Source organism: Glycomyces tenuis DSM 44171, from assembly GCF_000427885.1.
Taxonomy (GTDB): domain Bacteria; phylum Actinomycetota; class Actinomycetes; order Mycobacteriales; family Micromonosporaceae; genus Glycomyces; species Glycomyces tenuis.
This window is the reverse complement of record NZ_ATYW01000001.1, coordinates 97,230-119,042: the sequence shown is the minus strand read 5'-3', so window position 1 is coordinate 119,042 and position 21,813 is coordinate 97,230. Positions and strand designations below refer to the sequence as shown.

At 70.9% G+C, this 21,813-nt stretch carries 23 protein-coding genes and 1 pseudogene; 12 read left to right on the top strand and 12 right to left on the bottom strand.

Features of this window, described 5'->3' with window-relative positions; genetic code table 11:
- Positions 1-72 precede the first annotated feature (72 nt).
- Positions 73-1,116: a hypothetical protein gene (locus tag YWW_RS0100605; protein WP_155829762.1), complete on the bottom strand. Its 1,044-nt coding sequence runs from the start codon at positions 1,114-1,116 to the stop codon at positions 73-75.
- A gap of 17 nt (positions 1,117-1,133) precedes the next feature.
- Positions 1,134-2,183, bottom strand: a complete 1,050-nt coding sequence (locus YWW_RS0100600) for a hypothetical protein (RefSeq protein WP_035698154.1) — start codon at positions 2,181-2,183, stop codon at positions 1,134-1,136.
- A 73-nt stretch (positions 2,184-2,256) separates the two neighbouring features.
- Between YWW_RS0100600 and YWW_RS0100595 the strand changes: the two genes are divergently transcribed.
- Positions 2,257-3,789 carry an outer membrane protein assembly factor BamB family protein gene (locus YWW_RS0100595; protein WP_081687085.1) on the top strand — a complete coding sequence of 511 codons (1,533 nt, stop codon included), beginning with the start codon at positions 2,257-2,259 and terminating at the stop codon, positions 3,787-3,789.
- 51 nt (positions 3,790-3,840) lie between these two features.
- Here the strand turns inward: YWW_RS0100595 and YWW_RS0100590 are convergent, their stop codons facing one another.
- Positions 3,841-4,986: a DUF5925 domain-containing protein gene (locus YWW_RS0100590; protein ID WP_081687084.1), complete on the bottom strand. Its 1,146-nt coding sequence runs from the start codon at positions 4,984-4,986 to the stop codon at positions 3,841-3,843.
- Positions 4,987-5,115: 129 nt separating this feature from the next.
- Here YWW_RS0100590 and YWW_RS0100585 point away from each other — a divergent pair, with 129 nt between their 5' ends.
- The 4 genes and pseudogenes from YWW_RS0100585 to YWW_RS38165 all read left to right on the top strand — a co-directional run.
- Positions 5,116-7,170: a bifunctional copper resistance protein CopD/cytochrome c oxidase assembly protein gene (locus tag YWW_RS0100585; RefSeq protein ID WP_156037491.1), complete on the top strand. Its 2,055-nt coding sequence runs from the start codon at positions 5,116-5,118 to the stop codon at positions 7,168-7,170.
- An 8-nt stretch (positions 7,171-7,178) separates the two neighbouring features.
- Positions 7,179-7,586 carry a DUF1232 domain-containing protein gene (locus tag YWW_RS37665; RefSeq protein ID WP_026928566.1) on the top strand — a complete coding sequence of 136 codons (408 nt, stop codon included), beginning with the start codon at positions 7,179-7,181 and terminating at the stop codon, positions 7,584-7,586.
- Between the two features lie 46 nt (positions 7,587-7,632).
- Entirely contained in the window at positions 7,633-8,784 is a 1,152-nt protein-coding gene (locus YWW_RS0100575; protein ID WP_026928565.1) for a trans-sulfuration enzyme family protein, read from the top strand.
- Positions 8,785-8,889: 105 nt separating this feature from the next.
- A pseudogene (locus YWW_RS38165) lies at positions 8,890-9,501 on the top strand (class I SAM-dependent methyltransferase); the annotation flags it as partial.
- 189 nt (positions 9,502-9,690) lie between these two features.
- Here the strand turns inward: YWW_RS38165 and YWW_RS0100565 are convergent.
- The 4 genes from YWW_RS0100565 to YWW_RS0100550 all read right to left on the bottom strand — a co-directional run bounded on the left by YWW_RS0100565 (position 9,691) and on the right by YWW_RS0100550 (position 13,105).
- Complete coding sequence (locus tag YWW_RS0100565; RefSeq protein WP_026928563.1) at positions 9,691-10,524, bottom strand: cellulose binding domain-containing protein; 834 nt, start codon at positions 10,522-10,524, stop codon at positions 9,691-9,693.
- A 258-nt stretch (positions 10,525-10,782) separates the two neighbouring features.
- Positions 10,783-11,673: a 5-oxoprolinase subunit C family protein gene (locus YWW_RS27485; protein WP_035698163.1), complete on the bottom strand. Its 891-nt coding sequence runs from the start codon at positions 11,671-11,673 to the stop codon at positions 10,783-10,785.
- Between the two features lie 38 nt (positions 11,674-11,711).
- Positions 11,712-12,365, bottom strand: coding sequence for a 5-oxoprolinase subunit B family protein (locus YWW_RS0100555; protein WP_026928562.1), 654 nt, complete (start codon positions 12,363-12,365; stop codon positions 11,712-11,714).
- On the bottom strand, positions 12,362-13,105 hold the full coding sequence (locus YWW_RS0100550; protein ID WP_026928561.1) for a LamB/YcsF family protein: 744 nt from the start codon (positions 13,103-13,105) through the stop codon (positions 12,362-12,364). Before YWW_RS0100550 ends, YWW_RS0100555 begins: the two co-directional genes overlap by 4 nt.
- 253 nt (positions 13,106-13,358) lie before the next feature.
- Here YWW_RS0100550 and YWW_RS0100545 point away from each other — a divergent pair, with 253 nt between their 5' ends.
- A complete protein-coding gene (locus YWW_RS0100545; RefSeq protein ID WP_026928560.1) occupies positions 13,359-14,321 on the top strand; it encodes a glycoside hydrolase family protein in 963 nt (320 codons plus the stop codon).
- A gap of 32 nt (positions 14,322-14,353) precedes the next feature.
- Positions 14,354-14,872, top strand: coding sequence for an SUKH-4 family immunity protein (locus YWW_RS0100540; protein ID WP_155829760.1), 519 nt, complete (start codon positions 14,354-14,356; stop codon positions 14,870-14,872).
- Between the two features lie 87 nt (positions 14,873-14,959).
- Here YWW_RS0100540 and YWW_RS0100535 read toward each other — a convergent pair whose 3' ends face one another.
- A complete protein-coding gene (locus YWW_RS0100535; RefSeq protein ID WP_026928558.1) occupies positions 14,960-15,403 on the bottom strand; it encodes a DUF1707 SHOCT-like domain-containing protein in 444 nt (147 codons plus the stop codon).
- Positions 15,404-15,508: 105 nt separating this feature from the next.
- Between YWW_RS0100535 and YWW_RS0100530 the strand changes: the two genes are divergently transcribed.
- Positions 15,509-16,651: an NADH-quinone oxidoreductase subunit D gene (locus tag YWW_RS0100530; protein ID WP_155829758.1), complete on the top strand. Its 1,143-nt coding sequence runs from the start codon at positions 15,509-15,511 to the stop codon at positions 16,649-16,651.
- Here YWW_RS0100530 and YWW_RS0100525 read toward each other — a convergent pair whose 3' ends face one another.
- The gene (locus YWW_RS0100525) at positions 16,652-17,290 is read right to left on the bottom strand and encodes a hypothetical protein (RefSeq protein WP_026928556.1); all 639 of its coding nucleotides are present in this window, start codon (positions 17,288-17,290) and stop codon (positions 16,652-16,654) included.
- A 90-nt stretch (positions 17,291-17,380) separates the two neighbouring features.
- On the opposite strand from YWW_RS0100525, the gene sigJ reads away from it, so the two are divergent.
- The 3 genes from sigJ (at position 17,381) to YWW_RS0100510 (ending at position 19,332) form a co-directional block, all read left to right on the top strand.
- The gene (sigJ, locus tag YWW_RS0100520) at positions 17,381-18,271 is read left to right on the top strand and encodes an RNA polymerase sigma factor SigJ (RefSeq protein WP_051325211.1); all 891 of its coding nucleotides are present in this window, start codon (positions 17,381-17,383) and stop codon (positions 18,269-18,271) included.
- Positions 18,272-18,297: 26 nt separating this feature from the next.
- A complete protein-coding gene (locus tag YWW_RS0100515) occupies positions 18,298-18,774 on the top strand; it encodes a carboxymuconolactone decarboxylase family protein (RefSeq protein ID WP_026928554.1) in 477 nt (158 codons plus the stop codon).
- A gap of 120 nt (positions 18,775-18,894) precedes the next feature.
- A complete protein-coding gene (locus YWW_RS0100510; protein WP_342673561.1) occupies positions 18,895-19,332 on the top strand; it encodes a carboxymuconolactone decarboxylase family protein in 438 nt (145 codons plus the stop codon).
- Positions 19,333-19,383: 51 nt separating this feature from the next.
- Here the strand turns inward: YWW_RS0100510 and YWW_RS0100505 are convergent, their stop codons facing one another.
- On the bottom strand, positions 19,384-20,133 hold the full coding sequence (locus YWW_RS0100505; RefSeq protein ID WP_026928552.1) for an AfsR/SARP family transcriptional regulator: 750 nt from the start codon (positions 20,131-20,133) through the stop codon (positions 19,384-19,386).
- A gap of 264 nt (positions 20,134-20,397) precedes the next feature.
- On the opposite strand from YWW_RS0100505, the gene YWW_RS0100500 reads away from it, so the two are divergent.
- Entirely contained in the window at positions 20,398-20,964 is a 567-nt protein-coding gene (locus tag YWW_RS0100500; RefSeq protein WP_026928551.1) for a hypothetical protein, read from the top strand.
- 65 nt (positions 20,965-21,029) lie between these two features.
- Here the strand turns inward: YWW_RS0100500 and YWW_RS0100495 are convergent, their stop codons facing one another.
- Both YWW_RS0100495 and YWW_RS0100490 read right to left on the bottom strand, forming a co-directional pair.
- Complete coding sequence (locus tag YWW_RS0100495) at positions 21,030-21,434, bottom strand: type II toxin-antitoxin system VapC family toxin (RefSeq protein ID WP_026928550.1); 405 nt, start codon at positions 21,432-21,434, stop codon at positions 21,030-21,032.
- Positions 21,431-21,664, bottom strand: a complete 234-nt coding sequence (locus YWW_RS0100490) for a hypothetical protein (RefSeq protein ID WP_035698176.1) — start codon at positions 21,662-21,664, stop codon at positions 21,431-21,433. The genes YWW_RS0100495 and YWW_RS0100490 overlap by 4 nt, the downstream gene beginning before the upstream one ends.
- Positions 21,665-21,813 lie beyond the last annotated feature (149 nt).

Genomic DNA, 21,813 nt, shown 5'->3' with positions numbered 1-21,813 from the left:
TACATTTGGACACTGCCCCATTCGGGTGAACCGCGAGAGCGGGCGCGCCGTCCGTCCGAATGCGAGTGCGCGTCAGGTCAGTCCGCGGGCGCAGGTGGACGTCAGGCCTTCAAGGGAGGCGAATTCGAACTGCCCGCCGGCGAGCAGGGTCACCTCGACGGAGGACATGACGATCTTGCAGCGGCCGTTGAGCGACGCGGTGGTGCCCTCGAATTCGACGACACCGCTGCCCGACAGCGTCATCCACCCGGGCGCGACGGTGTCGAGCGCCAGATCGGAGCCGATCCGCAGATGCGGGTACGCGTCCACGGCCCACGCCAGGTCCTGGACCTCCTCGAACTCGTGGAGGCCGTCGTCGACCATGTCGGTGCTGTAATACGACTGGGCCGAGAACGGGCAGCCCTCGGGCGCGGCCTCCTCGCTCTGCGCGCAGAAGTCGATCCAGGCGGCCAGGTCGGCGTTGAGCTGCTCTTCGAGCTCGGTGTTGCCCGCGATCGCCTCGCCCGCCACGCGCGCCAACTGGATCGGCTGGTCCTCCGGCATGGCGAGGAACGACACCGCGTGCTCGCCGGAGAAGCCCGGCACGTCTTCGAACAGGTCGTACGAGCCGGGGAACAGCGCCACCTGCGCCGTGCCGTTCTCCTCCAGTCCTCGCGGGGAATGCCACCGGCCGTTCAGTTCGAGCGTCTGGAGTGGCCCCTGGTTGACCACCAGGTACACGTACGGGTTGGCGATGCGCAGTTCGTCTTCGGTCCCCTCCAGGTGGAAGACGGTCTCGGCGGTCCGCCCGCCGGAGCCGATCACGGCGTGGACGTACCACTGGTACGAGGACCGCTGCTCCACCGACTCGATCTCCCAGTCCGAGGAGAGCGCCTCCTCGGTCAGCAGGGACTCGTCGGCGTCGGGGTACTGGCTCGATCCGATGTACGATTTCGCCTCCTCGACGTCGCCCTCGCGCAGCGCCTCGAGATAGGCGGTGACCAGTTCGACCCCTTCGGTCTCGCCGTCCGAGGCGATGATCGGCCACGACACGAGCGCCAGCAGCGCCGCCAGCACCGCCTCGCCGAGGATCGACCAGCGGCGCGGACGCGCCCAGTTCGAGACCCGCTGGTACATCGTGCTCTCCTCGCCGCTCATTCCGTCCCCCGGCAGGTGTCGGTCTCCTGCACGCCGATCGGCGCGAGCTCGACCTCGTCGTCGCCGCGCAGCAGCACCACCAGTTCCTCGCCGCCGAAGCGGCAGGCGGCGGTGAACTCCTTCCAGTGCTCGTAATCGGAGCTGCCGGTGCCGTTCAGTTCGAGGCGGCCCGGTTCGGCGTACCCCACGAGCAGCGCCGGCTGCCCCCACAGGTCGACGCCGGGGACCACCGACACCTCCGGGTACTCCGACACCGTCCACGCCACGTCCTCGATCGCCTCCAGCCGTTCCCGCTCGGTCGTGTCGACGTAGCCGTCGGTCGAGAAGGGGCAGCCCGGCGGAGCAGCCGTCTTGTATTCGACGCAGGCGTCGATCCGGTCGTCGACGGCGGCCTGGACGGCCTCGACCTGCTCGGGCGTCGGCTCCGGCCGGGGCGGCCGGATGATCGGCATGTCGGCCGTCTCGGGATCGAGCAGCGCGACCGCTTCGCCGCCGAAGAAGCGGTAGACGCCCGGCAGCAGCTCGTACTGCCGGCTCTGGCCCGCGGCCAGGACCTGCTCCGTCGGATGAAGCTCGACCACGTGGTCGTTGACCTGGATCTCCAGCTGGGAGGAACCGGCGAAGGAGACCTGCTGCAAGGGGTTCTCGATGTGCAGCTCGTCGTCGAACTCGCTGACGACGTAGCGGCCCTCGGCGATGCCGTCGGGATGTCCGATCGTCACCCGCACGTCCGTCTCCGAGGAATATTCGCCTTCGCTCTCGGTGGTCTCGAGGACCTCCCAGTCGTCGCCTATGGCGTCCGGGTGCAGGAACGCCGCCGCCTCGCCGACCGGGACGGCCGCGTCGGTGTAGGAGAACGCCTCATCGAGGTCCTTCTCGCGCACGGCCTGGAAGAACGCCTCGACCAGTTCGGCGGGGCTGTCGGGCTCGCGCGCCTCCTTCCACACGCCGAGCGGGATGAGCGTCAGCAGTGACAGCACCACGATCCAGCCCGTCCGCATGGCTTCGCGTCGGGCCCTGGAGGGCTGGGTCTCGGTCGTCGACATGGTCACATCCGCGGGGGTCGGGGCTCGGTCCGGCCGATGGTAGCGACCTGTCGCAAATTTGCGGCACGGCGTTATGGTGCCAGGTGAACGAGAGTCGACTCCGAGCCCGGGAGGACCGATGCGCGACTTCGACACCGACGCGAGCCACACCATGTGGCGGGNGCTGCGCAGCTGGCCCCTGTACGCGCAGATCGGCACGGGCGCGATCGGGGTCGGCGCCTTGGTGCTCGCGTTCGCCATCCCCGCCATCGCCGGGCCGGACCGGCCCGACGAATCGACGTGGCCCGAGGAGGAGCTGCCGGAGGCGGCCGACTTCACCGAGACCCCCGCGTCCCCCGAGGAGTCCGGCGACGAGTTCCCCGAAGGCGTGAGCGCCTACGACGGCGAGCCGCTGTGGTCGCAGCGGCTCGGCGCGGACTCCGGCGCGGTGACGCACGTGGACCAGGGGACCCTGATCCGTCTCGACGGTTCGCTGCGGCTCGTCGCCGACGGCGAGACCGTCTGGGAGCACACCTGGGAGGACTTCGCCCCGGAGATCGGCGTCGCCGGGGAGGTCGTCGTCATCTCGGGCGAGGGCTCGGATGACATAACCGGAGACGAGCCGTGGCCGGGCCGGCAGGACACCGTCGCGCTCGACCTCGACACCGGCGAGGAGGTCTGGCACGACCAGGACGCCTCGTTCGTGACCGTCTTCTCCGACGCGGTGCTGATGAGCGAATGCGGCGGCGGGCAGGACGACCACATCGGCGACTGCACCCTGTACGCCCGCGACCCCGCCGACCTGTCCACCCTGTGGTCGACGCCGACGTACGCGAGCGTCCAGGCGATCAGCTCCAGCGGGTGGACCGGCGATCCGCTCCCCGACCCGCTGCTCGTCGAGTCCTTCCCGACCGGGTACGAGAGCCGGACCGTGAGCGTCCTCGATTCGGACGGCGACGAGCTCGCCAGCGTCCAGACCCACGACGGCGTCTTCCCGTCGGCGGCGGACCAGATGCTCGTCGTCTACGACGACTACGACGACAACCCCGCCGACGACTGCACCGCGGCCTTGAAGGGCTACCGCTTCGGCGAGGACGAGCCCGCGTGGGAGATCGAAGCGGACATGCGCAAGACCGCCGACCTGAGCTCGTGCGGCGAGCTGCCCACCACGACCATGCGGGACGGCAGGCTGCCGTTGACGGTCGACGGCGTCCCGTCCATCGTCGACGTCGCGACCGGGGAGGTGGACTGGACGGCGCCGGCCGAAGGCCAGGCGTACACCCTCAGCGAGGACGCCGGGACGCTCATCGCGGCCGACTGGGAGGCCGAGGAGGACAACCTGATCGCCTACGACGTCGACTCCGGCGAGGAGCTGTGGCGGGCGGCCGCCTCGATCGGCGCCTCGACCCAGGCCTCGGTGCTCGGATCGACGGTGTGGATCTACGGTTCCTCCAGCATGTGGGGCTGGAGCGACTACAGCGTCGTCGGCTACAAGCTCGACACCGGCGAGGGGCTCGCGCTGCCGGGCAGCGTCAGTACCTTCGCGCCCGGCGAGATCATCATGACCGACGGCGAGTTCGAGGACGCGGAGCTCACGGCCTGGCCGGTCGACCTCTGGGCCGAGTAGGGGCCGCTCCGCCGCGGAGAGCGCACGGCGCCCCGCGGCCGGGCCGCGGCCTCAGAGGTACTGGCCGACGGACTGCTGCGGGATCCGCGGCTCGGTCATCGTCGGGTCGGTGCCGCCGCGGCGGGCGTACAGCTCCGCCAGCGTCATCGGGCGCGTCACCGGCTCGCCGCCCAGCCAGTCCCCCGACTCCGCCGCCGACAGCTCGCCGACCTCGATCTGCGCCAGGCACCGGCCCGGACGCACCACCGCCGGATGCAGCCGGTCGAGCCGCTCGTTCGTGGTGATCGCGACCATGATCTCCCGGCCCTGCCCCAGCAGGCCGTCGGTCAGGTTCAGCAGGCGCGCCAGGGACTGGCCCGACGCCTCCTTCGCCTCGCCCCGGATCAGCTCGTCGCAGTCCTCGAGGACCATCAGCCGCCAGCCCTCGCCCTTCGGCTCGTCGTCGCCCAGGCTCAACTCCATCTCCGAGCCGATGATCACCTCCATCAGGTAGGAGGGGTCGGCGAAGAACGCCTCCGGGTCCAGCACCGTGTCCACCTGGCACCAGCCCGCCCACTCCCGCGCCAGCGCTCGCAGCGCCGTCGTCTTGCCCGTGCCGGGCGGGCCGTGCAGCAGCACCAGCCGCCCGGCGACGTCCGAGGGCTGGGTGGCCATCAGCTTCCCCAGCGCCGAGGCCGAGGCCGAGGAGTAGTTCTGCGCGATCTCGGGCCACTGCGGGGCCGCGATGGACCGCGTCGAGCGGAACGGGCCCCGCGCCGAGCGGTACCAGAAGCCCATGTCGACCTTGTCGTCGCCGAGCTCCTCGGGCGAGCCGGCCTGCTCGGCGACGAAGGCGGCGATCTCCTCGGCCCGCTCGCGCGTCTCGGCGGTCACCACCGCCTGGCCGGAGCCGTCGCGCCAGCGCTGGGTGCGCAGCGTCCAGTCCTCGCCGCGCACGAGCTGGAGGAAGGACGTGCCGGAGATGGAGCGGACGAGCTCGCCGCCCTCGGGGATCAGCTCGGCGTCGTCCCCGACCGCGTCGAGGGCGCGCACGACGGCATGCGGCTGCGTCCCCGAGACGTAGGACTCCAAGCTCATGAGGTTGAGCACGTTCGATGGGTCGTCGGACCCGTCGAGGGTGAAGTGCATGTTGCCGAGGACACCGCCCGTTCCGTGCAGCAGGTTCATGATGTCGCCGCGTCGTTCAATGGTTCCCATTGCGATCCAGGATGCCTTATCGCCCCGACACCGCCGGGGCCGGTCAGCGCGGCTCACCAGGGAGTCGGCGGCGACGCCCGGACCCACCCGGTGGGGCGTGAGCTGGAACAATCCGTCAGGATGAGGTACGTGACCACCTCGACCGAGAGCAGCGAAAACGCCGCCGACACCATACCCGGCGGCAGTGCGAAGGACTCCGGAGGGCCGAGTCGATCCGGGCACACCGGATGGCGTGCGCTTGCCGTGTTCGCGGCCGCCGTGGTCGGCGCGATCGCCGCCGTCCTCGCCCTCGAACTCGGCGGCGCCGTCGACATCGAGCCGCTGCCGGGGCTCACGGCGGCCGACCCGGCCGTCACCTGGGCCGCGGGCCTGCTCAAGTACGTCGGTGATCTGCTCATGCTGGTCGCCGTCGGGTGCACCGTCGCGGCCGCCTGCTTCCTGCCCGGACGCGAGGGCGACCGGGCCCGGCTCGCCGCGCAGCCGTGGCGCTGGCTGCGCGTCGGCGCCTTCGCCGCCGCCCTGTGGGCACTGGCCTCCCTGGCACGTCTGCCCGTCGAATACGCGAACCTCGCCGCCCGCCCGCTGGACGAGGTCGCCTTCGGCGACGTCCGGCTCTACGTCACCGAGTTCGAGCAGGGGCAGAGCCTCGTGCTCGCCGCGCTCCTGGCCGCCGCGGCGGCCGTGTGCGCCGCCCGTTCGTTCAAGGTCGTCGGCGCCATGATCGCCGCCGCGTTCGCGCTGGCGGCGACCGTCCCGCCGATCTTCACCGGTCACTCCTCGGCCAACGGCAACCACCAGATCGCCGTCGACGCCCTGCTCATCCACGTCGTCGCCGCCGCCTTCTGGACCGGCGGCCTGTTCGCCCTGTTCATCGCCCGCTCCGATCCCGGCCGGGCCGCGCGGCGCTACTCGAACGCCGCCGCCCTCGCCTACCCGGCCGTCGCCGCCTCCGGGCTGATCGTCTTCGTCGCCAACGTGTCCCTCACCGACCTGTGGGAGACGGACTACGGGCGCATCGCCCTCGCCAAGCTCGCCGTCCTCGCCGTCGGCGGCGTCCTCGGCTGGGCGCACCGGCGCCGCACCCTCCCCGCCGTCGAAGCGGGGGACCGCCGCGCCTTCGTGCGCCTCGCGGCCGTCGAACTGGCGCTCATGGGCGTCGCCTTCGGGCTCGCGTCCTCCCTGTCGGTGACCCCGCCGCCCGCCGAGGAGCTCGCCGACCCCAACACCGCCGCCCTCGGCTTCCCCACACCGGGGCCGATGACGTTCTCCTCGCTCGTCCTCGACTGGTACCCGTCGGTGCTGATGTGCACCGCGGCCCTGGCGGGCGTCGGCTTCTACATCGCAGGGGTCGTGCGGCTCCGCCGCCGCGGCGACGCCTGGCCGTGGTACCGGACCGCGCTGTGGATCGGCGGCTGGTCCGTCATCGTCCTCGTCACCTCCACCGGGCTCGGCAAGTACGGCATGGTCCTGTTCAGCGCGCACATGGTGCAGCACATGGCGCTCAACATGCTCGCCCCGGTCCTGCTGGTCCTGGCCGCGCCCGTGACGCTCGCGCTGCGGGCGATCCGGCCGAGCCGCGCCGGCGGCCCGCGCGAGTGGCTGCTCGCCTTCGTCCACAGCGGCTTCGCGAAGGCGATCTCGCATCCGCTGGTCACGCTGCTGATCTACCTCACCAGCCTGTACATCATGTACTTCACCGGCATGTTCGAGTGGGCGATGCGCTCGCACTTCGGGCACCTGTTCATGACCGCGCACTTCCTGCTCGCGGGGTGCCTGTTCTTCTGGGTGGTCATCGGTCCCGACCCCAAGCCGCGGCGGCTCGGCTACCCGGCGAAGGTCCTGCTGTACTTCGTGTCGATCATCTTCCACGCCATCTTCGGGCTCACCCTCATGATGGGCACCGGCCTCATCGCCGCCGACTGGTACACCGGCCTCGCGGTGCCGTGGGTGGACGACCTCCTCGCCGACCAGCGGGCGGGCGGCGGCATCGCCTGGGCCTTCGGGGAGATCCCGAGCCTGATCATCATCGGCGCGCTCATCGCCCAGTGGTCCCGCTCCGAGGAGCGCGAGGGCCGCCGCCTCGACCGGATGGCCGAGCGGGCCAGCGCCAACGGCCGCCCCGAGGACGACCCCCACGAGGTCTACAACGCCTACCTCGCCGGTCTCGACCAGGAACGGCGGTAGGCGAAGGCGTGGCCGACCTGCTCCTCGGAGCGGCGGCGCCGCTCGGGCTCGTCGTCGCCGGCTGGGCCCTGCTCGCGCTGCTGGCGCGGCGGCTCCCGCCAGGACTGCTGCGGGACCTCGCCGCGTTCATCCCCGACTGCGTCACCACCGTCAGGCGCCTCAGAGGCCACCCGGCGGTGCCGCGGCGCGCCAAGGCCGCCGTGGTCCTCGCGGGGGTCTACCTGGCGAGCCCCATCGACCTCATCCCGGAGTTCCTGCCGGTCATCGGGCCGCTCGACGACGTCGTCGTGGTGGCCCTGGCGCTGCGCTACGCCGCGCGCAGCGTCCCCCGCGAGGTGCTCCTGGCGGCGTGGCCGGGGGAGCGGCGGCTCATCGATCGCCTGATCGGGCCGCCGCCAGACGTTAGCGGAAATTAAGGACAATCCGTTGATGGGACTATGAGGCCGCCGTAACGTCGGTCAGATGAACGATGCGGAAACCCGGTTCGAGACCTTGGCCGTCCACGGCGGAGAGCCGCGGCCCGCGCCGGACGGCTCGGTGGTCTTCCCGATCTACCAGGGCACGGTCTTCGAGTCCGCGCTGGGGAGCTCGGTGGACGACGTCAGGTACATCCGCTTGGGCACCAATCCCACGCAGTGCCACCTGCACGGCAGGCTCGCGGCCCTGGAGGGCGCCGAGGCCGCCGTCGCCACCGCCTCGGGGATGGCCGCCATCACCGGTGTGCTGCACAGCGCCTTGAGCGCGGGCGACCATCTCATCGCCGCCGGGACGTTCTACGGCGGGACCTACCGCTTCCTCGCCGAGCAGGCCGAACGCCTCGGTTGGACATTCGACCTGGTCGACCCCGTGGATGCGGACACGTGGACGAAAGCGCTGCGCCCCAGCACGAAGGCGTTCCTCGTCGAGAGCATCACGAACCCGCTCATCAGGGTCGGCGACCTGGAGGGCGTCGCGCGCTTCGCGCGGAGCCACGGGCTGACCTCGATCATCGACAACACCTTCGCCACTCCGGTGAACTTCCGGCCGCACAGCGTCGGTTTCGATCTGGTGTGCCACTCGGCGACCAAGGCGCTCAACGGCCACTCCGACATCGCCGCGGGGGCCGTCACCGGTTCGGAGCGGCGGATCGAGGAGGTCGCGTCGGTGCTCAGCGCCTACGGCGGGAGTCTCGACCCGCACGCGGCGTTCCTGCTGGCGCGGGGCCTCAAGACGCTGGCGCTGCGCGTGCGCGCCCAGAACGCCAACGCGCTGGCGGTGGCCGAGTTCCTCGCCTCGCACGAGCGGGTCGCCCACGTCAGCCACCCCGGTTTGGCCTCGCACCCGGACCATGAACGGGCGGCGGCGCTGTTCGACGGCTTCGGATCGGTGCTGTCGTTCCGCCCGGTCGGCGGGGTGGGCGCGGCGGAGGCGCTGGTCAAGTCGCTGCGGCTGCCGTACGCCGCTTCGAGTCTGGGCGGGGTGGAATCGCTGGTGACGCGCCCGGCGGCGGGCGGCCACACCGGGCCGGGCGCGGCCGAGGCCGAAGGCGTCGACGAGGACCTCATACGATTCTCGGCCGGGATCGAGGCGACCGAGGACCTCCTAGCCGACTTCGCCCAAGCGCTGGAGGGCTAGAGGTTTTCCGCCCGCGCCGGCGCGGGTACCTCGCCCCGGTGGCCGGGACGGGCGGTGCTCCAATAGTGTTGCGACCGGTCCGCGACGCCGTTCGAGGAGACTGTGATGCCGCAACCCGACCGTATGCCGCTGGACGAACTCGCCGACAGCGTGAGGGAGCTGGCGGCGGCCGTCAAGGAGCTGCGCGAGACGCAATCGGTGCTCACCGAGCGCCTCACCTCGCTCGAGCAGCGGGCCGAACAGGATCGCAAGGCCGCGCAGGCCCACACCCGCACCGCCTACGCCCAGCTCGAAGACCTCCTCGCGCTCTACCGCGACATCGACCCGGACCGATCCCTGCCCCGCATGCGCAACTGGGCCGCCGGTCCCGAACTGCTGCGCTTCCTCTACGAAGCGGTCATGGAGCACCGGCACGCCCGCGTCATGGAATGCGGCTCCGGCACCACCACCGTCGTCATGGCCTACGCGATGCGCTCGCTCGGCACCGGCAAGGTGACCGCTCTGGAGCACGACCCCCACTACGCCGCCCTCACCCGCCGCGAGCTGGGCGAGCGCGGTCTCACCGACTGGGCCGAGCTCGTCGACGCCGAGCTCGTCGAAGTGGAGCTCGACGGCGGGACGTGGCGCTGGTACGACCCGCAGGCGATCCCGCCCGGCGGGATCGACATGCTCCTGGTCGACGGCCCGCCCGGCGACACCGGCCCCGAGGCGCGGTACCCGGCGCTGCCGCTGCTGGCCGACCGGCTCTCGGAGAACGCGACGGTCGTCCTCGACGACGCGAACCGCCCCCACGAGCGCGCGGTCGCGCAGCGCTGGTCCGAGCGGTTCCCGCGTTTCTCGCAGCAGCGCCTCGACCACGAACGCGGAACGGTCGTCCTGCGCCGAACCGATGCCGATGGGCGGCGCTTAGACCTCGATTCCCTCGTCCCAGCACCGGTTGCCGTCGACGTGGACCGCCAGACCGGTGGAATGGGTCACCGGCTCCCCGCGGCCGATGAGGCCGACCAGAGCGGTGTCGCCGACCTCGATCGCCCCGTTCCATCCGGCGTCGGTGACCGTGACCGACGAACCGTCCCGGGTCCATTCGCCGTTCCACACCGCGGTGACGGAGGTGTCCTCGCCGAGCTCGAACTCGATCCTCCAGCCGGTCGAGTCGGCTTCGACCGGGATGACCTCGATCTCGGTGAGGAAGCCGCCGCCGTGCCACTGCTCGTACGAGACGGAGTACCGGCAGTACGGGCTCGGCGGTTCGGAGCCGGTGAGGGTCCGGGTCTCGCCGCAGCGGTCGGGCCAGGTCGAACCGTCGGGGAGCCGCTCGCGGCAGACGGCCACCGTGACGGTCTCGATCGCGGCGCCTGCCGTGATGGTGAACTCGTATGCCGCAGTGGGGCCGCCGACTCCGAAGGGCTCCGTGTGCGCGCCCAGTGCGGTGCCGTCGGCTCCGAGCGCCGTGACCTCGATCTGGCGGTCGAACACCTCGTGCGGAATACAGGAGTCGTCGGTCGGGTGGAACTCTCTGCTGCCCGACACGGTCACGGTCGAGCGTGCCGGGAGGTCCCAGCGGACCTCGCCTTGGGTGAAGAAGAGGGTGCATTCGTCCTCGCCGGTGTCGTGGGCGACGAAGAAGCGTCGGTCGGCGGGAAGCGGGTCGGCGGTGGCCGAAGCCGGGGCGTGCAGTGCCGACAGCAGGCCGATGCCCACGGCGAGGGCCGCCTTCAGGATTCGGGAGGGGGCGCGCATGGTGGTCTCCGTACGTCGACGGGCGGCCGGGGAGGGCCGGGTGTGGAGATGTCCGGGTTCGGTGCCGACGGTGCGGTTCTCGCGCAGTCGATGTGGAATCGCTCCGATCACTCGTCGCGATGGATCGCGGCACGCGGCGGACTCGAGCCGGTCGGACTTCACTCACAGACCATTGTGTCCTTTTGTATTGACAAATGTCAATGTCAATCGGCTGAGGAAAGCCCCCGGCCGCGGCTCGCCGCCGGTCGTGACCACTTCCTACAGGGCTTCGTCCCAGTGGGGCATGGGAATCGGCGCGAAGCGGATCCGGGTTCCCGGCCTGGCCTGCGCGGCGGCCGCCAGCGCCACCGCGCCCACCACGCCGATCACCGGATAGCCGCCGGTCGTCGGGTGGTCGGCCCCGAAGAGGATCGGCTGTCCGCTCGCGGGCACCTGGAGACTGCCGGCCACGATGCCCTCACTGGGCAGCTCCTTCCCGGGATGCCTGTGGCGCAACGCGGGGCCCTCCAGCCGCAGGCCGATCCGGTTGGAGTGCTCCGAGACCGTCCAGACGCCCTTGGCCAGCTCGTTCACCGCGTCCGAGGCGAACCAGTCGAGCCGCGGGCCGAGGTGCAGCTTCATCACCAGCTCGTCGCTGACGCCCGCCCACGGCGCGGGCCACTGCGTCGGCAGCGGCGGATGCGCCGGACTGGGGCCGAGCGGGATCATGTCGCCGTCCTCGACCGGCGCCGGGCCCAGTCCCGACAGCAGGCACGTCGAGTGCGAGCCGAGACTCGCCTTCGGATGCAGCCCACCGGAGAACGCCAGATAGGAACGCACGCCGACCTCGGCCGGACCGGCGTCCAGGACCGAGCCGGCGGCGAGCTTCACCGGCTGCCCCCACGACTCCGGACGCCCGTCGACGGTCACCGCGCACGGCGCGCCGCCGACCACGACGGTGACGTTCCGGTGCGCGCGAACGGTGCAGCCGGTCAACGTCGTCTCCAGCGCGCAGGCACCGGTGGCGTTGCCCGCCAACTGGTTCGCGAGCCGCCATGACGGGCGGTCGGCCGCGCCCGAGGGCGGCACCGCCAGATGCGCCCAGCCGGGCCGCCCCGCGTCCTGGCAGGTCGTCAGGACCCCGGAGCGGATGATCTCGATGTGGCTCATGCGTGCTCCCGCTTGGGACCCCGTACTCGAGTGGACACTTAGATATCAACCTTCACAAAGCGAACGCGCGTGCCGGGCACGAGCAGGGCCGCGGGCTCGCGGTGCTCGTTCCACAGCCGCCCGGGATTGGTCATGGTCGCGATGAGCTGCCAGCCGCCGGGGCTCGACCGCGGGTAGACACCGGTGTACGGCCCGCCCACGGCGACCGAGCCGGCCGGCACCGAGGTGCGCGGCGTCTCGTGCCGGGGCGTGTGGTACCGCTCGGGCAGCCCTTCGAGGTAGGCGAACCCGGGGACGAAGCCGCAGAACGCCGCCTCGTACCGCACCGAGGCGTGGATGTCGCCCACCGCTTCGGGGGCGACGCCCCACAGCTCGGCGACGGCCTCGAGGTCGGGTCCGTCGTAGCAGACCGGGATCTCGATGGTCCCGCCCGTGTGCTCGGTGTCGTCGGTCAGCACCCAGCCGGGGATCTCGGCGGCGAGCAGCTCGGGCTCCTCGACGCCGTCCACCAGGACGGTGGTGGCGCCGGGGACCAGGTCGGTGGCCTCGAGCGAGCCGTTGACGCGCCGGGCCTGCAAAGCGCGGTAGCAGGCGCGCGCGGTCTCGCCCGTGCCGCAGTCGATGAGGACGCCGCGCGGGCCCGAGGGCAGCGGCTTGAGCCGCCCGCTCGGTCTGGTCTGCGGGACAGTCATAGGAAGGCCTCCACCTTGATGCCTTTGTCGTCCAATGCGGATCGGATCGCCTCGCCGGTGGCGACGGGCTCGGGGCCGTCGCCGTGGACGCAGATCGAGGCCGCCTCGACCCGGATCCGGGTGCCGTCGACCGCCGTCACCTCGCCGTGGGCGGCCAGGTCGACCGCCTGCGCCACGGCCGCGGCGCGGTCGAGCAGCGCGCCGGGCAGGCCGCGGGGCACCAGGCGCCCGTCGGGCCGGTAGGCCCGGTCGGCGAAGCACTCGCCGACGACCCGCAGGCCCGCCGCCCTCGCGGCCCGGTCGAGCTCCGAGCCGGGCCGGCACAGCAGCACGCCCACGCCCGCCAGGCCCATGCCCTCGACGACGGCGCCGGCCTGAGCGGCGTCGCGTCCCGCCCGATGGTAAAGCGCTCCATGGGCTTTGACATACCGGACCTCGGCTCCCGCGGCCCTCGCGAAGACCTGGAGCGCCCCGATCTGGTAGGCGACCTCGGCGGCCAGTTCGCCCGGCGGGACGTCCATCTCGCGGCGGCCGAAACCGGCGAGGTCCCGGTAGGACACCTGAGCGCCGATGCGGACGCCGCCCGCGGCGGCGGCCGCGCAGACGCGCCGGAGCGTGGACGGGTCGCCGGCGTGGAAACCGCACGCCACATTGGCGCTCGTGACGACGCGCAGCAGTGCGGTGTCGTCGGTGAGCTCCCAGCGTCCGAAACCCTCCCCCAGGTCCGCGTTGAGGTCCATGTCTTCACGTTACCGGAACAGTGTGCATGCGGGCGCTTGAGGAACGGCGGGCGGAACATCCCGGCTCGCGGCCGCGTTCGGGGCGGAACCGGCCCACGTCGCGGCGTCGTCCCGGAGCGGGACCGCTCGGATCGGTATCGGCCGCTCGGCCGCGGCGGTTGGCATCGCGTGGTCGAATCAGTACTGTGGAACGCGATAATTTGGCAAGCGTTATCCAACGCTCGCGTCGGCGAGTTCGACCCTTGGAGGACCAATGACGATCGGCGAGACCCGAGGCGCCGCCGGCCCCGCGGGCCCGGCACCGGCGCCGCTGTTCACCGACCCCGTCTTCGGCGGCCCCACCGACCCCACCGTCGTCTACGACCCCGCCGGAGGGCTGTGGCACCTGTTCTACACGCAGCGGCGCGCCGACCAGCCCGACGGCGGCGTCGCCTGGGTCCACGACACCGACATCGGCCGCGCCACGAGCCCGGACGGTCGCGAATGGACGTACGGCGGCACCGTCATCGGCGACGGTCCCGGCGGCAACACCTGGTGGGCGCCGGAGGTCATGCGCCACGGCGAGACCTGGCACATGTACGTCACCTACCTCGAAGGCGTGCGCGAGGACTGGACCGGCCCCGCCGAGATCCGCCACTACACCTCGGGCGACCTCGCAGACTGGCAATACCAGTCCACACTCGACCTCGACACCGAGCGGGCCATCGACGCGACCGTCCACCGGATGCCCGGCGGCGGGTGGCGCATGTGGTACAAGGACGAGCGACGCGAATCACACATCTACACCGCCGACTCCGAGGACCTGCGCCACTGGACGACCGCGGGCCCCGCCGTCACCGACCAGGGCCAGGAGGGCCCCAGCGTCTTCGCGCTCGGCGGCGTCCACTGGATGGTGACCGACGGCTGGAGCGGCCTGCTCGTCTACCGCTCCACTGACCTGCGCTCCTGGCACCGCCAGCCCACGCCGCTGCTCGGAGCCCCTGGCAAGCGCGCCTACGACGAGGCCCTCGGCCACCACGCGATGGCCCTCCCGCAGGGCCACGACGAGGCCTACCTGTACTACTTCACCCACCCCGGCGGCGGCCGCGGCTCCACCGTCCAGGTCGCGCGCCTCTACGTCCGCGACGGCTGGCTGCGCTGCGACCGCGACGAACCGTTCGAGTACGCGCCGGACCCGGCCCGCACTCCCGCCCATCGCGGCGGCCGAGCTGAGTAAGGTGGCGGTCGACCGCGGAATGAGGGAGCGCTGTGACTGCACCGGATCGGTATCGCGCCACATGGGGCGAGGGGGACATGCTCCACTTCCCCGGAGGCTTCTGGATCGAGAAGGGCGTCCCCGCCGACGCCCTCCCCGAAGGCGACGAGATCCCCTCGGCCGTCGCGGCCGTCTACACCACCCGCGTCGAAGGCGACGTCGAGCTGTACGAGACGATCCGCCTCACCGCCGAGGACGCCGAGCTCGACATCAGCTTCGTGGTCGTCGGCGCGCTCCAGGACGAGCCGAATCTGCTGTACGTCATGGAGCCGAACACGGGCGGGATCATGCAGCTCGACCTCGAGCGCCACGACGTCCGGGGCGTGAACTCGACATTCCGGCTGTTCGTCGAGTTCCTCCACCGCTTCGCGCTCTTCGTCGACGACGCCGCCGACGCGGCGGACCGGCCCCGGCGCGCCGCCGAACTGCGCGGGACCCTCGAACGGCTCGACCCGGGCGCCTTCCAGGAGGACGCCTGGTGGCCCCTGGTCTTCGAGCAGCTCACGGCCTGACTTTGCACCGAAGATCCCAAGTGGCACAATGACTTCGGGCAGAACGAAGCCCCGCGGCGATCCCGCGGGGCTCAGCGTCGCGGTACCTCAGAACAGCCCGAGGACACCCGCCAGCACGAACAGGACCAAGACCACCAGCACCGTGATCGCGATGTACAGCAGCAGCTCGGGGAAGATCACGATCAGGACCACCGAGATCGCCGCGGCGATGAGCGCGACCACGCCCGCCGTCTTCCACCGGCGCCCGCGGGCCTGCATGTCCTCGCGCAGCCGCTCGTTCGCCTTGGACAGGCTCGGCTGGATGGGCGTCGTGGGATGCATCACCTGCGTGTCCTGGTAGCCGGGGGGAGCCAGCCGCTGGAGGTCCGCCAAGAGCACGTCGAGCTCGGAGTAGACCTTCGCATTCATCGCGGCGTCGACCCGGTCCTGGTACTCGGCGACGTCCAGCCGCCCGTCCTCGACGGCCTGGCGCAGTTGATCCATCACCAGCTGCCGGTCGGACTCCGACGCTCGCATCTGATCGCGGTCCATCTCGCCACACCTCTCGTAGTCGGCTGCAGTGTCAAGGATGCCAGGTGAACGCAATACCCGCCCAAGGGCTTCCCTACGCCGGTCGAAGCTGCGACGATGGTGCCCATGAGCGCGAGCGAGGAAGTCGTCGTCGGCGTCGGGGCCGGCACCGAGACCACCGACATGGTGCTCAACATCGGCCCACAGCATCCCTCGACCCACGGCGTCCTGCGCCTGCGGCTGCGGCTCGACGGCGAGCGCGTCACCGAATGCGAGCCTATCGTCGGTTACATGCACCGCGGTGCCGAGAAGCTCTATGAGGTGCGCGACTACCGCCAGATCCTGCTGCTGGCCAACCGGCACGACTGGCTGTCGGCCTTCTCCTCCGAGCTCGGTGTGGCCCTCGCCGCCGAGCGCCTGGCCGGACTCGAGGTCCCCGAGCGCGCCGTGTGGCTGCGCACCGCCCTCGCCGAGATGAACCGGGTGCTCAACCACCTGATGTTCCTCGGCTCGTATCCGCTGGAGATCGGCGCGATCACGCCGATGTTCTACGCCTTCACCGAACGCGAACGCCTCCAGGCCGTGTTCGAGGAGGCCAGCGGCGGGCGCATCCACTACATGTACAACTGCGTCGGCGGCCTCAAGGCCGATGTGCCGCCCGGGTGGGAGGACCGCGCCAGGACCGCGCTCGACGAGGTCGAGCACGGCATGGTGCGCCTCGACAAGCTCCTGCGCCACAACGAGATCTTCGCGGCCCGCACCAGGGGCGTCGGCGTCCTCGACGCGGCCACCGCGGCGGCCTACGGGGTCTCCGGGCCGGTCGCCCGCGGCTCCGGCCTGGACTTCGACCTGCGCCGCGACGAGCCCTACCTCGCCTACGGCGAGCTCGACGTGCCGATCGTGCTGCGCGAGGAGGGCGACTGCTACGCCCGCTTCATGATCCTGCTCGACCAGGTGCAGGTCTCGATCGACCTCGCCCGCGCCTGCCTCGACAGGGCCGCGGCCCTGGAGGGGCCGGTGAACGTCAAGCTCCCCAAGATCTTCAAGCCGCCGGCCGGGGAGACCTACGTCTGGACCGAGAACCCGCTGGGGGCCAACGGCTACTACCTGGTGAGCACCGGCGACAAGACGCCGTACCGCCTGAAGCTCCGCTCGGCCTCGTACTCGAACGTGCAGGCGCTGACGACGCTCATGACCGGGTGCCTCATCCCCGACATGATCGCCGTCCTCGGCTCGATGTTCTTCGTCGTCGGCGACATCGACAAGTAGTCAGGCGCACTCGTCGGTGGTCGAGCGCACCGCGAACGGCGCGGCGTCGACCGGCTCGGTCCAGCTCTCCAGCCGGCCGCCTCCCGGGCAGTCCACCGCCCCGTACCGCCAGCCCGGCTCGGGCACGACCGGGGACGGCGGTGCGAGGGACCCCACCGCCTCGTCCACCGGGCGGCAGCCGGTCATCGCGCGGAACTCGAGCGGCTCCTCGTACTTCCCGCCCACCGGCCCGGTCTCCGGCTCGGTCAGCCGCAGGCCGATGTAGTCGGCCGTGGTCGCGTTCCACACCGGCGACTCCGGCTCGCCTCGCAGCTCGAAGCGCTCGACGAGCGTCTCCAGGTTCCACACGGAGGCCTGCGAGATCTGGAGCGTGCGCGACAGCGACAGCCCCGGCCGCACCGCCGTCACGGTGCACTCGCTCACCTCCAGCGGCCCCACCGCCAGCGCTGACGAGCCCGTCAGCGCCGCGGCCGCCTCCCCGATGAGGGCGTCCAGGTCCCCGCGGGCCTCGGCGGCGTCCACCTGCTCGCGCACGGACGCGCCCGAGGCGATGAACACGGCCGCGACCAGCAGCGCCGCCCACGCCGCCACGGCGAAGCGCAGGCGAGTGCGCCAGGCGGGGGGCACGTTCGAGAACACGAGACACAGTCTGCCTCATCGTTTTGTGAGAGCCCGCTCACAACCGGCCCGGTGGTGTCACACTTGACGACCGTGTCTCGTCCTCCTGCCATGAACGAACCGAACGCGCACCGAGCCGCCGAGCCGGCAGAGGTGTTCGAAGAGCTCAGGCCCCGACTGGTCGGCGTCGCCTACGGTCTCCTCGGCACCCTCGCCGAGGCCGAGGACGCGGTCCAGGACGCCTGGATCCGCCTCCAGCGGGCCGACCTCGACGCGATCGAGGACCTCACCGGCTGGCTGGTCACCACCACCTCCCGGATCGCCCTCGACGTCCTGCGCTCGGCCCGCGTCCGCCGCGAGGCCTACGTCGGGCCCTGGCTGCCCGAGCCGATCGAGACCGCGCCGGACCCGGCCGACACGGTCACCCTCGCCGACTCGATGTCGTGGGCGATGCTGGTGGTCCTGGAGACCCTCAGCCCGGCCGAACGCGCCGCGTTCGTCCTCCACGACGTCTTCGGTCTCGAGTTCACCGAGATCGGCCAGGCCCTCGGCCGCAACCCGGCGGCCTGCCGCAAGCTCGCCAGCCGGGCCCGCGAGCACGTCCGGGACCGCCGGCCCCGCTACGACGTAGACCCCGGCGACCACCGCGAGGTCGTCGAGGCCTTCGCCGCGGCCGCCGGCTCCGGCGACTTCGAGGCGCTGCTGCGGGTGCTCGACCCCGACGCGGTGCTCGTCTCCGACGGCGGCGGCGTCGTCCGCGCCGCGCGGGAGCCGATCCACACCGGCGAGAAGATCGCCCGGTTCCTCGCGGGCGTCGGCTCCGGCTCCACCATGCGGCCCACGGTCGTCAGCGGCAACCCCGGCCTCCTGGTCTTCAAGGGCAACGATTTCCAGGGCGTCATCGCCCTCGGGATCAGGGGCGGCCGCGTCACCACCGTCGACTACGTCCGCAACCCGAACAAGTTCAACGGCCTGCGCTCCATCGACGCGGCCGGGCAGTGACACCACCACAGGAAGAAGGAGACACCATGACCATCCGACTCAACCCCGCCGAGGTCGAGACCCTCCCCAAGATCTGGAAGGCCCTTGCCGCCGCCGGCAAGCCGATGCAGTCGCAGGACCTCGTGCCGAGGTCCACGCTGGAGCTGGTCAACCTGCGCGCCAGCCAGATCAACGGATGCAGCTTCTGCACCGACATGCACACCAAGGACATGGCCCATGCCGGCGAGCAGGCCGAGCGGATCGCCATGGTCGCCGCCTGGAGGGAGGCCCCGTACTTCACCGAGCCCGAGCGCGCCGCGCTCCTGCTGGCCGAGGAGGCCACCCGGATCGCCGACGGCGACACCGGCGTCTCCGACGAGGTGTGGGCCGAGGTCCGCAAGCACTACGACGAGAACCAGGCCGCGGTCCTGATCGGGCAGATCGCGATGACCAACGCCTGGAACCGTTTCAACGTCATCCTCCAGAACCCGGCCGGGAACTACACCCCCGGCCAGTGGGGATAGCGAACACCACCGCCATCGGCGGCGGGGCAGAGCCCCGCCGCCGACGAACATGAGGAGTCGGCAATGGAAGCCCGTCTGAAGTTCCGCGAGACCCAGATCGGCAAGCAGTTCTACAAGAACATGCTCGCCAACGAGGCCGTGCTGCACCACGGCCCGGCGCCGGTCGCCACGATGGAGCTGATGAAGATCCGCGCCAGCCAGATCAACGGCTGCGGCCACTGCGTGGACATGCATGTCAAGGACGCCGCCTACGCGGGCGAGACGTCCGAGCGGCTCGCGCTCGTCGCCGCCTGGAGGGAGGCCCCGTACTTCACCGAGCCCGAGCGGGCGGCGCTCGCGCTGACCGAGGAGGCCTGCCGGCTCGCGGACGAGCCCGGCGGCGTCTCCGACGAGGTGTGGGCCGAGGTCCAGAAGCACTACGACGACGAGCAGGCCGCCGCGCTCGTGGCGGCCCTCGCGCAGATCAACGCCTGGAACCGCATCAACGTCACGCTGCGCAACCCGGCGGGAGGCTACGACCCCGCCGAGAAGGCCAAGCGCTACAAGAGCACCCCGTGACAGGGAGACCGCCGAAGGGCGGGGCCGCGACGCGGCCCCGCCCTTCGGCGGTCAGACGGGGACGTCGTCCTCGAGGATGCGCCGGTGCGCGCGCCGCAGCTCCGGCCCCGGCTCCAGACCGAGCGAGTCCACCATCTGCTCGCGCGTCCGCGAGTAGACCTGGAGCGCCTCCCAGCGCCGGTGGTCCTTGTAGAGCGCCGTCATGAGCAGCTCGGTGATCTGCTCCCGGAACGGGTTCTCGACGGTCGCCGCCCGCAGCTCCCCGATGGCCTCGCCGTAGGCGCCGAGCTCCACGAGCAGTCTCCAGCGCCGCAGCTGCGCCGCGAACCGCCGCTCCGCGAGCTTGACGGCGGCGGCGTACAGCGGGGTGTCGGTGTCGATGCCCTCCAAGGGCGCGCCGCGCCACAACCGCAGTGCGCGGCTGTAGAGTTCGGCCGCCGCCGACGTGTCGCCCGACTGGTGCGCCCCCGCGGCCCAGGTGCACAGGTCCTCGAACACCTGGAGGTCGATCTCACTGGGGTCGGCTCTGAGGGTGACGCCGCAGCGGTCGAGTACGAGTCGTGATTCGCGCTTGACCGGGTCGGTCAGCGCGGAATGCAAGCGGTGCAGGTAGGTTCGCAGGTTCGCCTGTGCCGACGGCGGCGGGTCGGACCAGACCATGCCGCTGAGCCGCTGCCGCGGCAGCGGCGCGTCCGCATTGAGCAGCAGTGCCGCCAGCACGCTCTGCTGGCGTCTTCCGCCGAGGTGCACCGGTGTGTCGTCGATGCGTACTTCGAGTGGTCCGAGTACACGGAATTCCATGCCGAGACTCCTTCGGCCAGGGGGTGTTCCCTCCAGCTTAGGTGCGCTCCCGCCTCGTGGAGGGCGTGCTCGGAGAGCGGCGGATTCGATCAACGTATCGAAATAGCGCTTTCTATCAGCGGAAACTGCCGACAGAGCAAAAACGATCATGAATTCATCGTGTGATGAAATCCATACGGCGCACTTCGAGGCGCGTGGCCGTGTACGCCGCATGTGCGCTGTGGACACGCCGACATATGCACCGACGCGCATACGGTTCAAGGCATGGGAAACACCAGAGAAGAACTCACCCGAACCGACACCCGCAAACGATCCGCGCTCGCCGCCCTGCTGGCCTTCCTGGTCACCGCGGGGATGCTCGCGCTCACTCCGGCCGCCGCGCAGGCGGAGGCCGACCTCGACGCCGAACACTGCGTCCTGAACATCGACACCGGCGACTACCGCTGCGCCGAGACCCAGGCCGACGCGCTCGCCGCCACCTCAGTGGGAACCCAGCAGGAATACGTGATGGCGGTCGTGTTCGACTGGGTGGACCACAACTGGGACGCCGGCACGCTCGCGCTCACTTCCTTCTCCCCCTCCTGCACCGACTCGCACAACCCGCCGAACGAGTTCTTCATGAAAGAGCTCGACGAGAAGTACAGCGAAGACGGGAAGGACTGGAACAACCGGATCAGCTCGGTCATCACCTACGGCGGTTGCGAGATCAGGTTCTATGACGACCTGCACCTGGACGGGAACTACTCGCGCTGGATCGATGACAGCCGGAACCTCTCGGCGAACCTCACCAACAGCTGGAACAACCGCGCCGGCTCGCTCATGTTGAGCTGACCGACACGCAAACCCCAGGAACGACGGAGGGGCCCGGCCGCGAACGCGGCCGGGCCCCTCCGCCTTCACGCCGGGAACGTCTGGATTTCGGCCGAATGGCAGTTCGCCGGAGCGCGCGCGAACTTGGCGTCCGAGGTCAGCAGCGGCATCCGCAGCTGCTCTGCCAGTGCGATGTAGGCGGCGTCGTACACGGTGAAATTGTGCCGCAAGGTGACCAGCCGGCCTCCGAGGAAGGCGATGTCGTGGCGCTTGATCCGCAGCAGCCGATACGAGGCGACCATCTCTCGGGCACGGTCCTCGGTGAGTTTGGAACCTTTGAGCATGCCCACCACCGCTGATATGACTTCGAGATCGAGGTGGTTGGGCGCGTGGAGGATCCGGGCCCGGTTGTCGAACTGCTCGCGGAGCTTCGCGTCTTCCGTCCGCGCCAGAAGCAGCCGCACGACGACCGATGCGTCGACGACCGTCACTGCCGACGCCCCTCCTCGATGTACCCGATGATCTCCTCGACGGAGAGCTCGACCGGTTCTTGCGCGGCTATGTGGGCGACCACTTCGGCGTTGGTGGGCTGCGCCGCCTCGTCGTGGATCAGCGCCCGCAGATAGGCCGACAGCGACATGCCCTCCCGCTCCGCGCGCGCGCGGAGCACGGCGACGTCGTCGGCGTCGACATCGCGGATCTGCAAGATCGTGGTGTCCATGCCGATATTGTACTGCAAAGTTCATGAACTTCCACGGTGGCGAGTGCTGTGCCGATATGCGCGTCAAGGACGCCTCGGGTGCGAATCGCAGGCGGGCCGCCCGCGCCGGGATCTGCGGTCGACGCCGCCGAGCCCGCCACCGAACCTCG

Bases quoted from the DNA above. Each gene is read 5' to 3' on its own strand.
- YWW_RS0100605 (WP_155829762.1), bottom strand. From the start codon at position 1,116: ATGTACCAGCGGGTCTCGAACTGGGCGCGTCCGCGCCGCTGGTCGATC.
- YWW_RS0100600 (WP_035698154.1), bottom strand. From the start codon at position 2,183: ATGTCGACGACCGAGACCCAGCCCTCCAGGGCCCGACGCGAAGCCATG.
- YWW_RS0100590 (WP_081687084.1), bottom strand. From the start codon at position 4,986: ATGGGAACCATTGAACGACGCGGCGACATCATGAACCTGCTGCACGGA.
- YWW_RS0100575 (WP_026928565.1), top strand. From the start codon at position 7,633: ATGAACGATGCGGAAACCCGGTTCGAGACCTTGGCCGTCCACGGCGGA.
- YWW_RS0100565 (WP_026928563.1), bottom strand. From the start codon at position 10,524: ATGCGCGCCCCCTCCCGAATCCTGAAGGCGGCCCTCGCCGTGGGCATC.
- YWW_RS27485 (WP_035698163.1), bottom strand. From the start codon at position 11,673: ATGAGCCACATCGAGATCATCCGCTCCGGGGTCCTGACGACCTGCCAG.
- YWW_RS0100555 (WP_026928562.1), bottom strand. From the start codon at position 12,365: ATGACTGTCCCGCAGACCAGACCGAGCGGGCGGCTCAAGCCGCTGCCC.
- YWW_RS0100550 (WP_026928561.1), bottom strand. From the start codon at position 13,105: ATGGACCTCAACGCGGACCTGGGGGAGGGTTTCGGACGCTGGGAGCTC.
- YWW_RS0100545 (WP_026928560.1), top strand. From the start codon at position 13,359: ATGACGATCGGCGAGACCCGAGGCGCCGCCGGCCCCGCGGGCCCGGCA.
- YWW_RS0100535 (WP_026928558.1), bottom strand. From the start codon at position 15,403: ATGGACCGCGATCAGATGCGAGCGTCGGAGTCCGACCGGCAGCTGGTG.
- YWW_RS0100530 (WP_155829758.1), top strand. From the start codon at position 15,509: ATGAGCGCGAGCGAGGAAGTCGTCGTCGGCGTCGGGGCCGGCACCGAG.
- sigJ (WP_051325211.1), top strand. From the start codon at position 17,381: ATGAACGAACCGAACGCGCACCGAGCCGCCGAGCCGGCAGAGGTGTTC.
- YWW_RS0100515 (WP_026928554.1), top strand. From the start codon at position 18,298: ATGACCATCCGACTCAACCCCGCCGAGGTCGAGACCCTCCCCAAGATC.
- YWW_RS0100510 (WP_342673561.1), top strand. From the start codon at position 18,895: ATGCTCGCCAACGAGGCCGTGCTGCACCACGGCCCGGCGCCGGTCGCC.
- YWW_RS0100505 (WP_026928552.1), bottom strand. From the start codon at position 20,133: ATGGAATTCCGTGTACTCGGACCACTCGAAGTACGCATCGACGACACA.
- YWW_RS0100500 (WP_026928551.1), top strand. From the start codon at position 20,398: ATGGGAAACACCAGAGAAGAACTCACCCGAACCGACACCCGCAAACGA.
- YWW_RS0100490 (WP_035698176.1), bottom strand. From the start codon at position 21,664: ATGGACACCACGATCTTGCAGATCCGCGATGTCGACGCCGACGACGTC.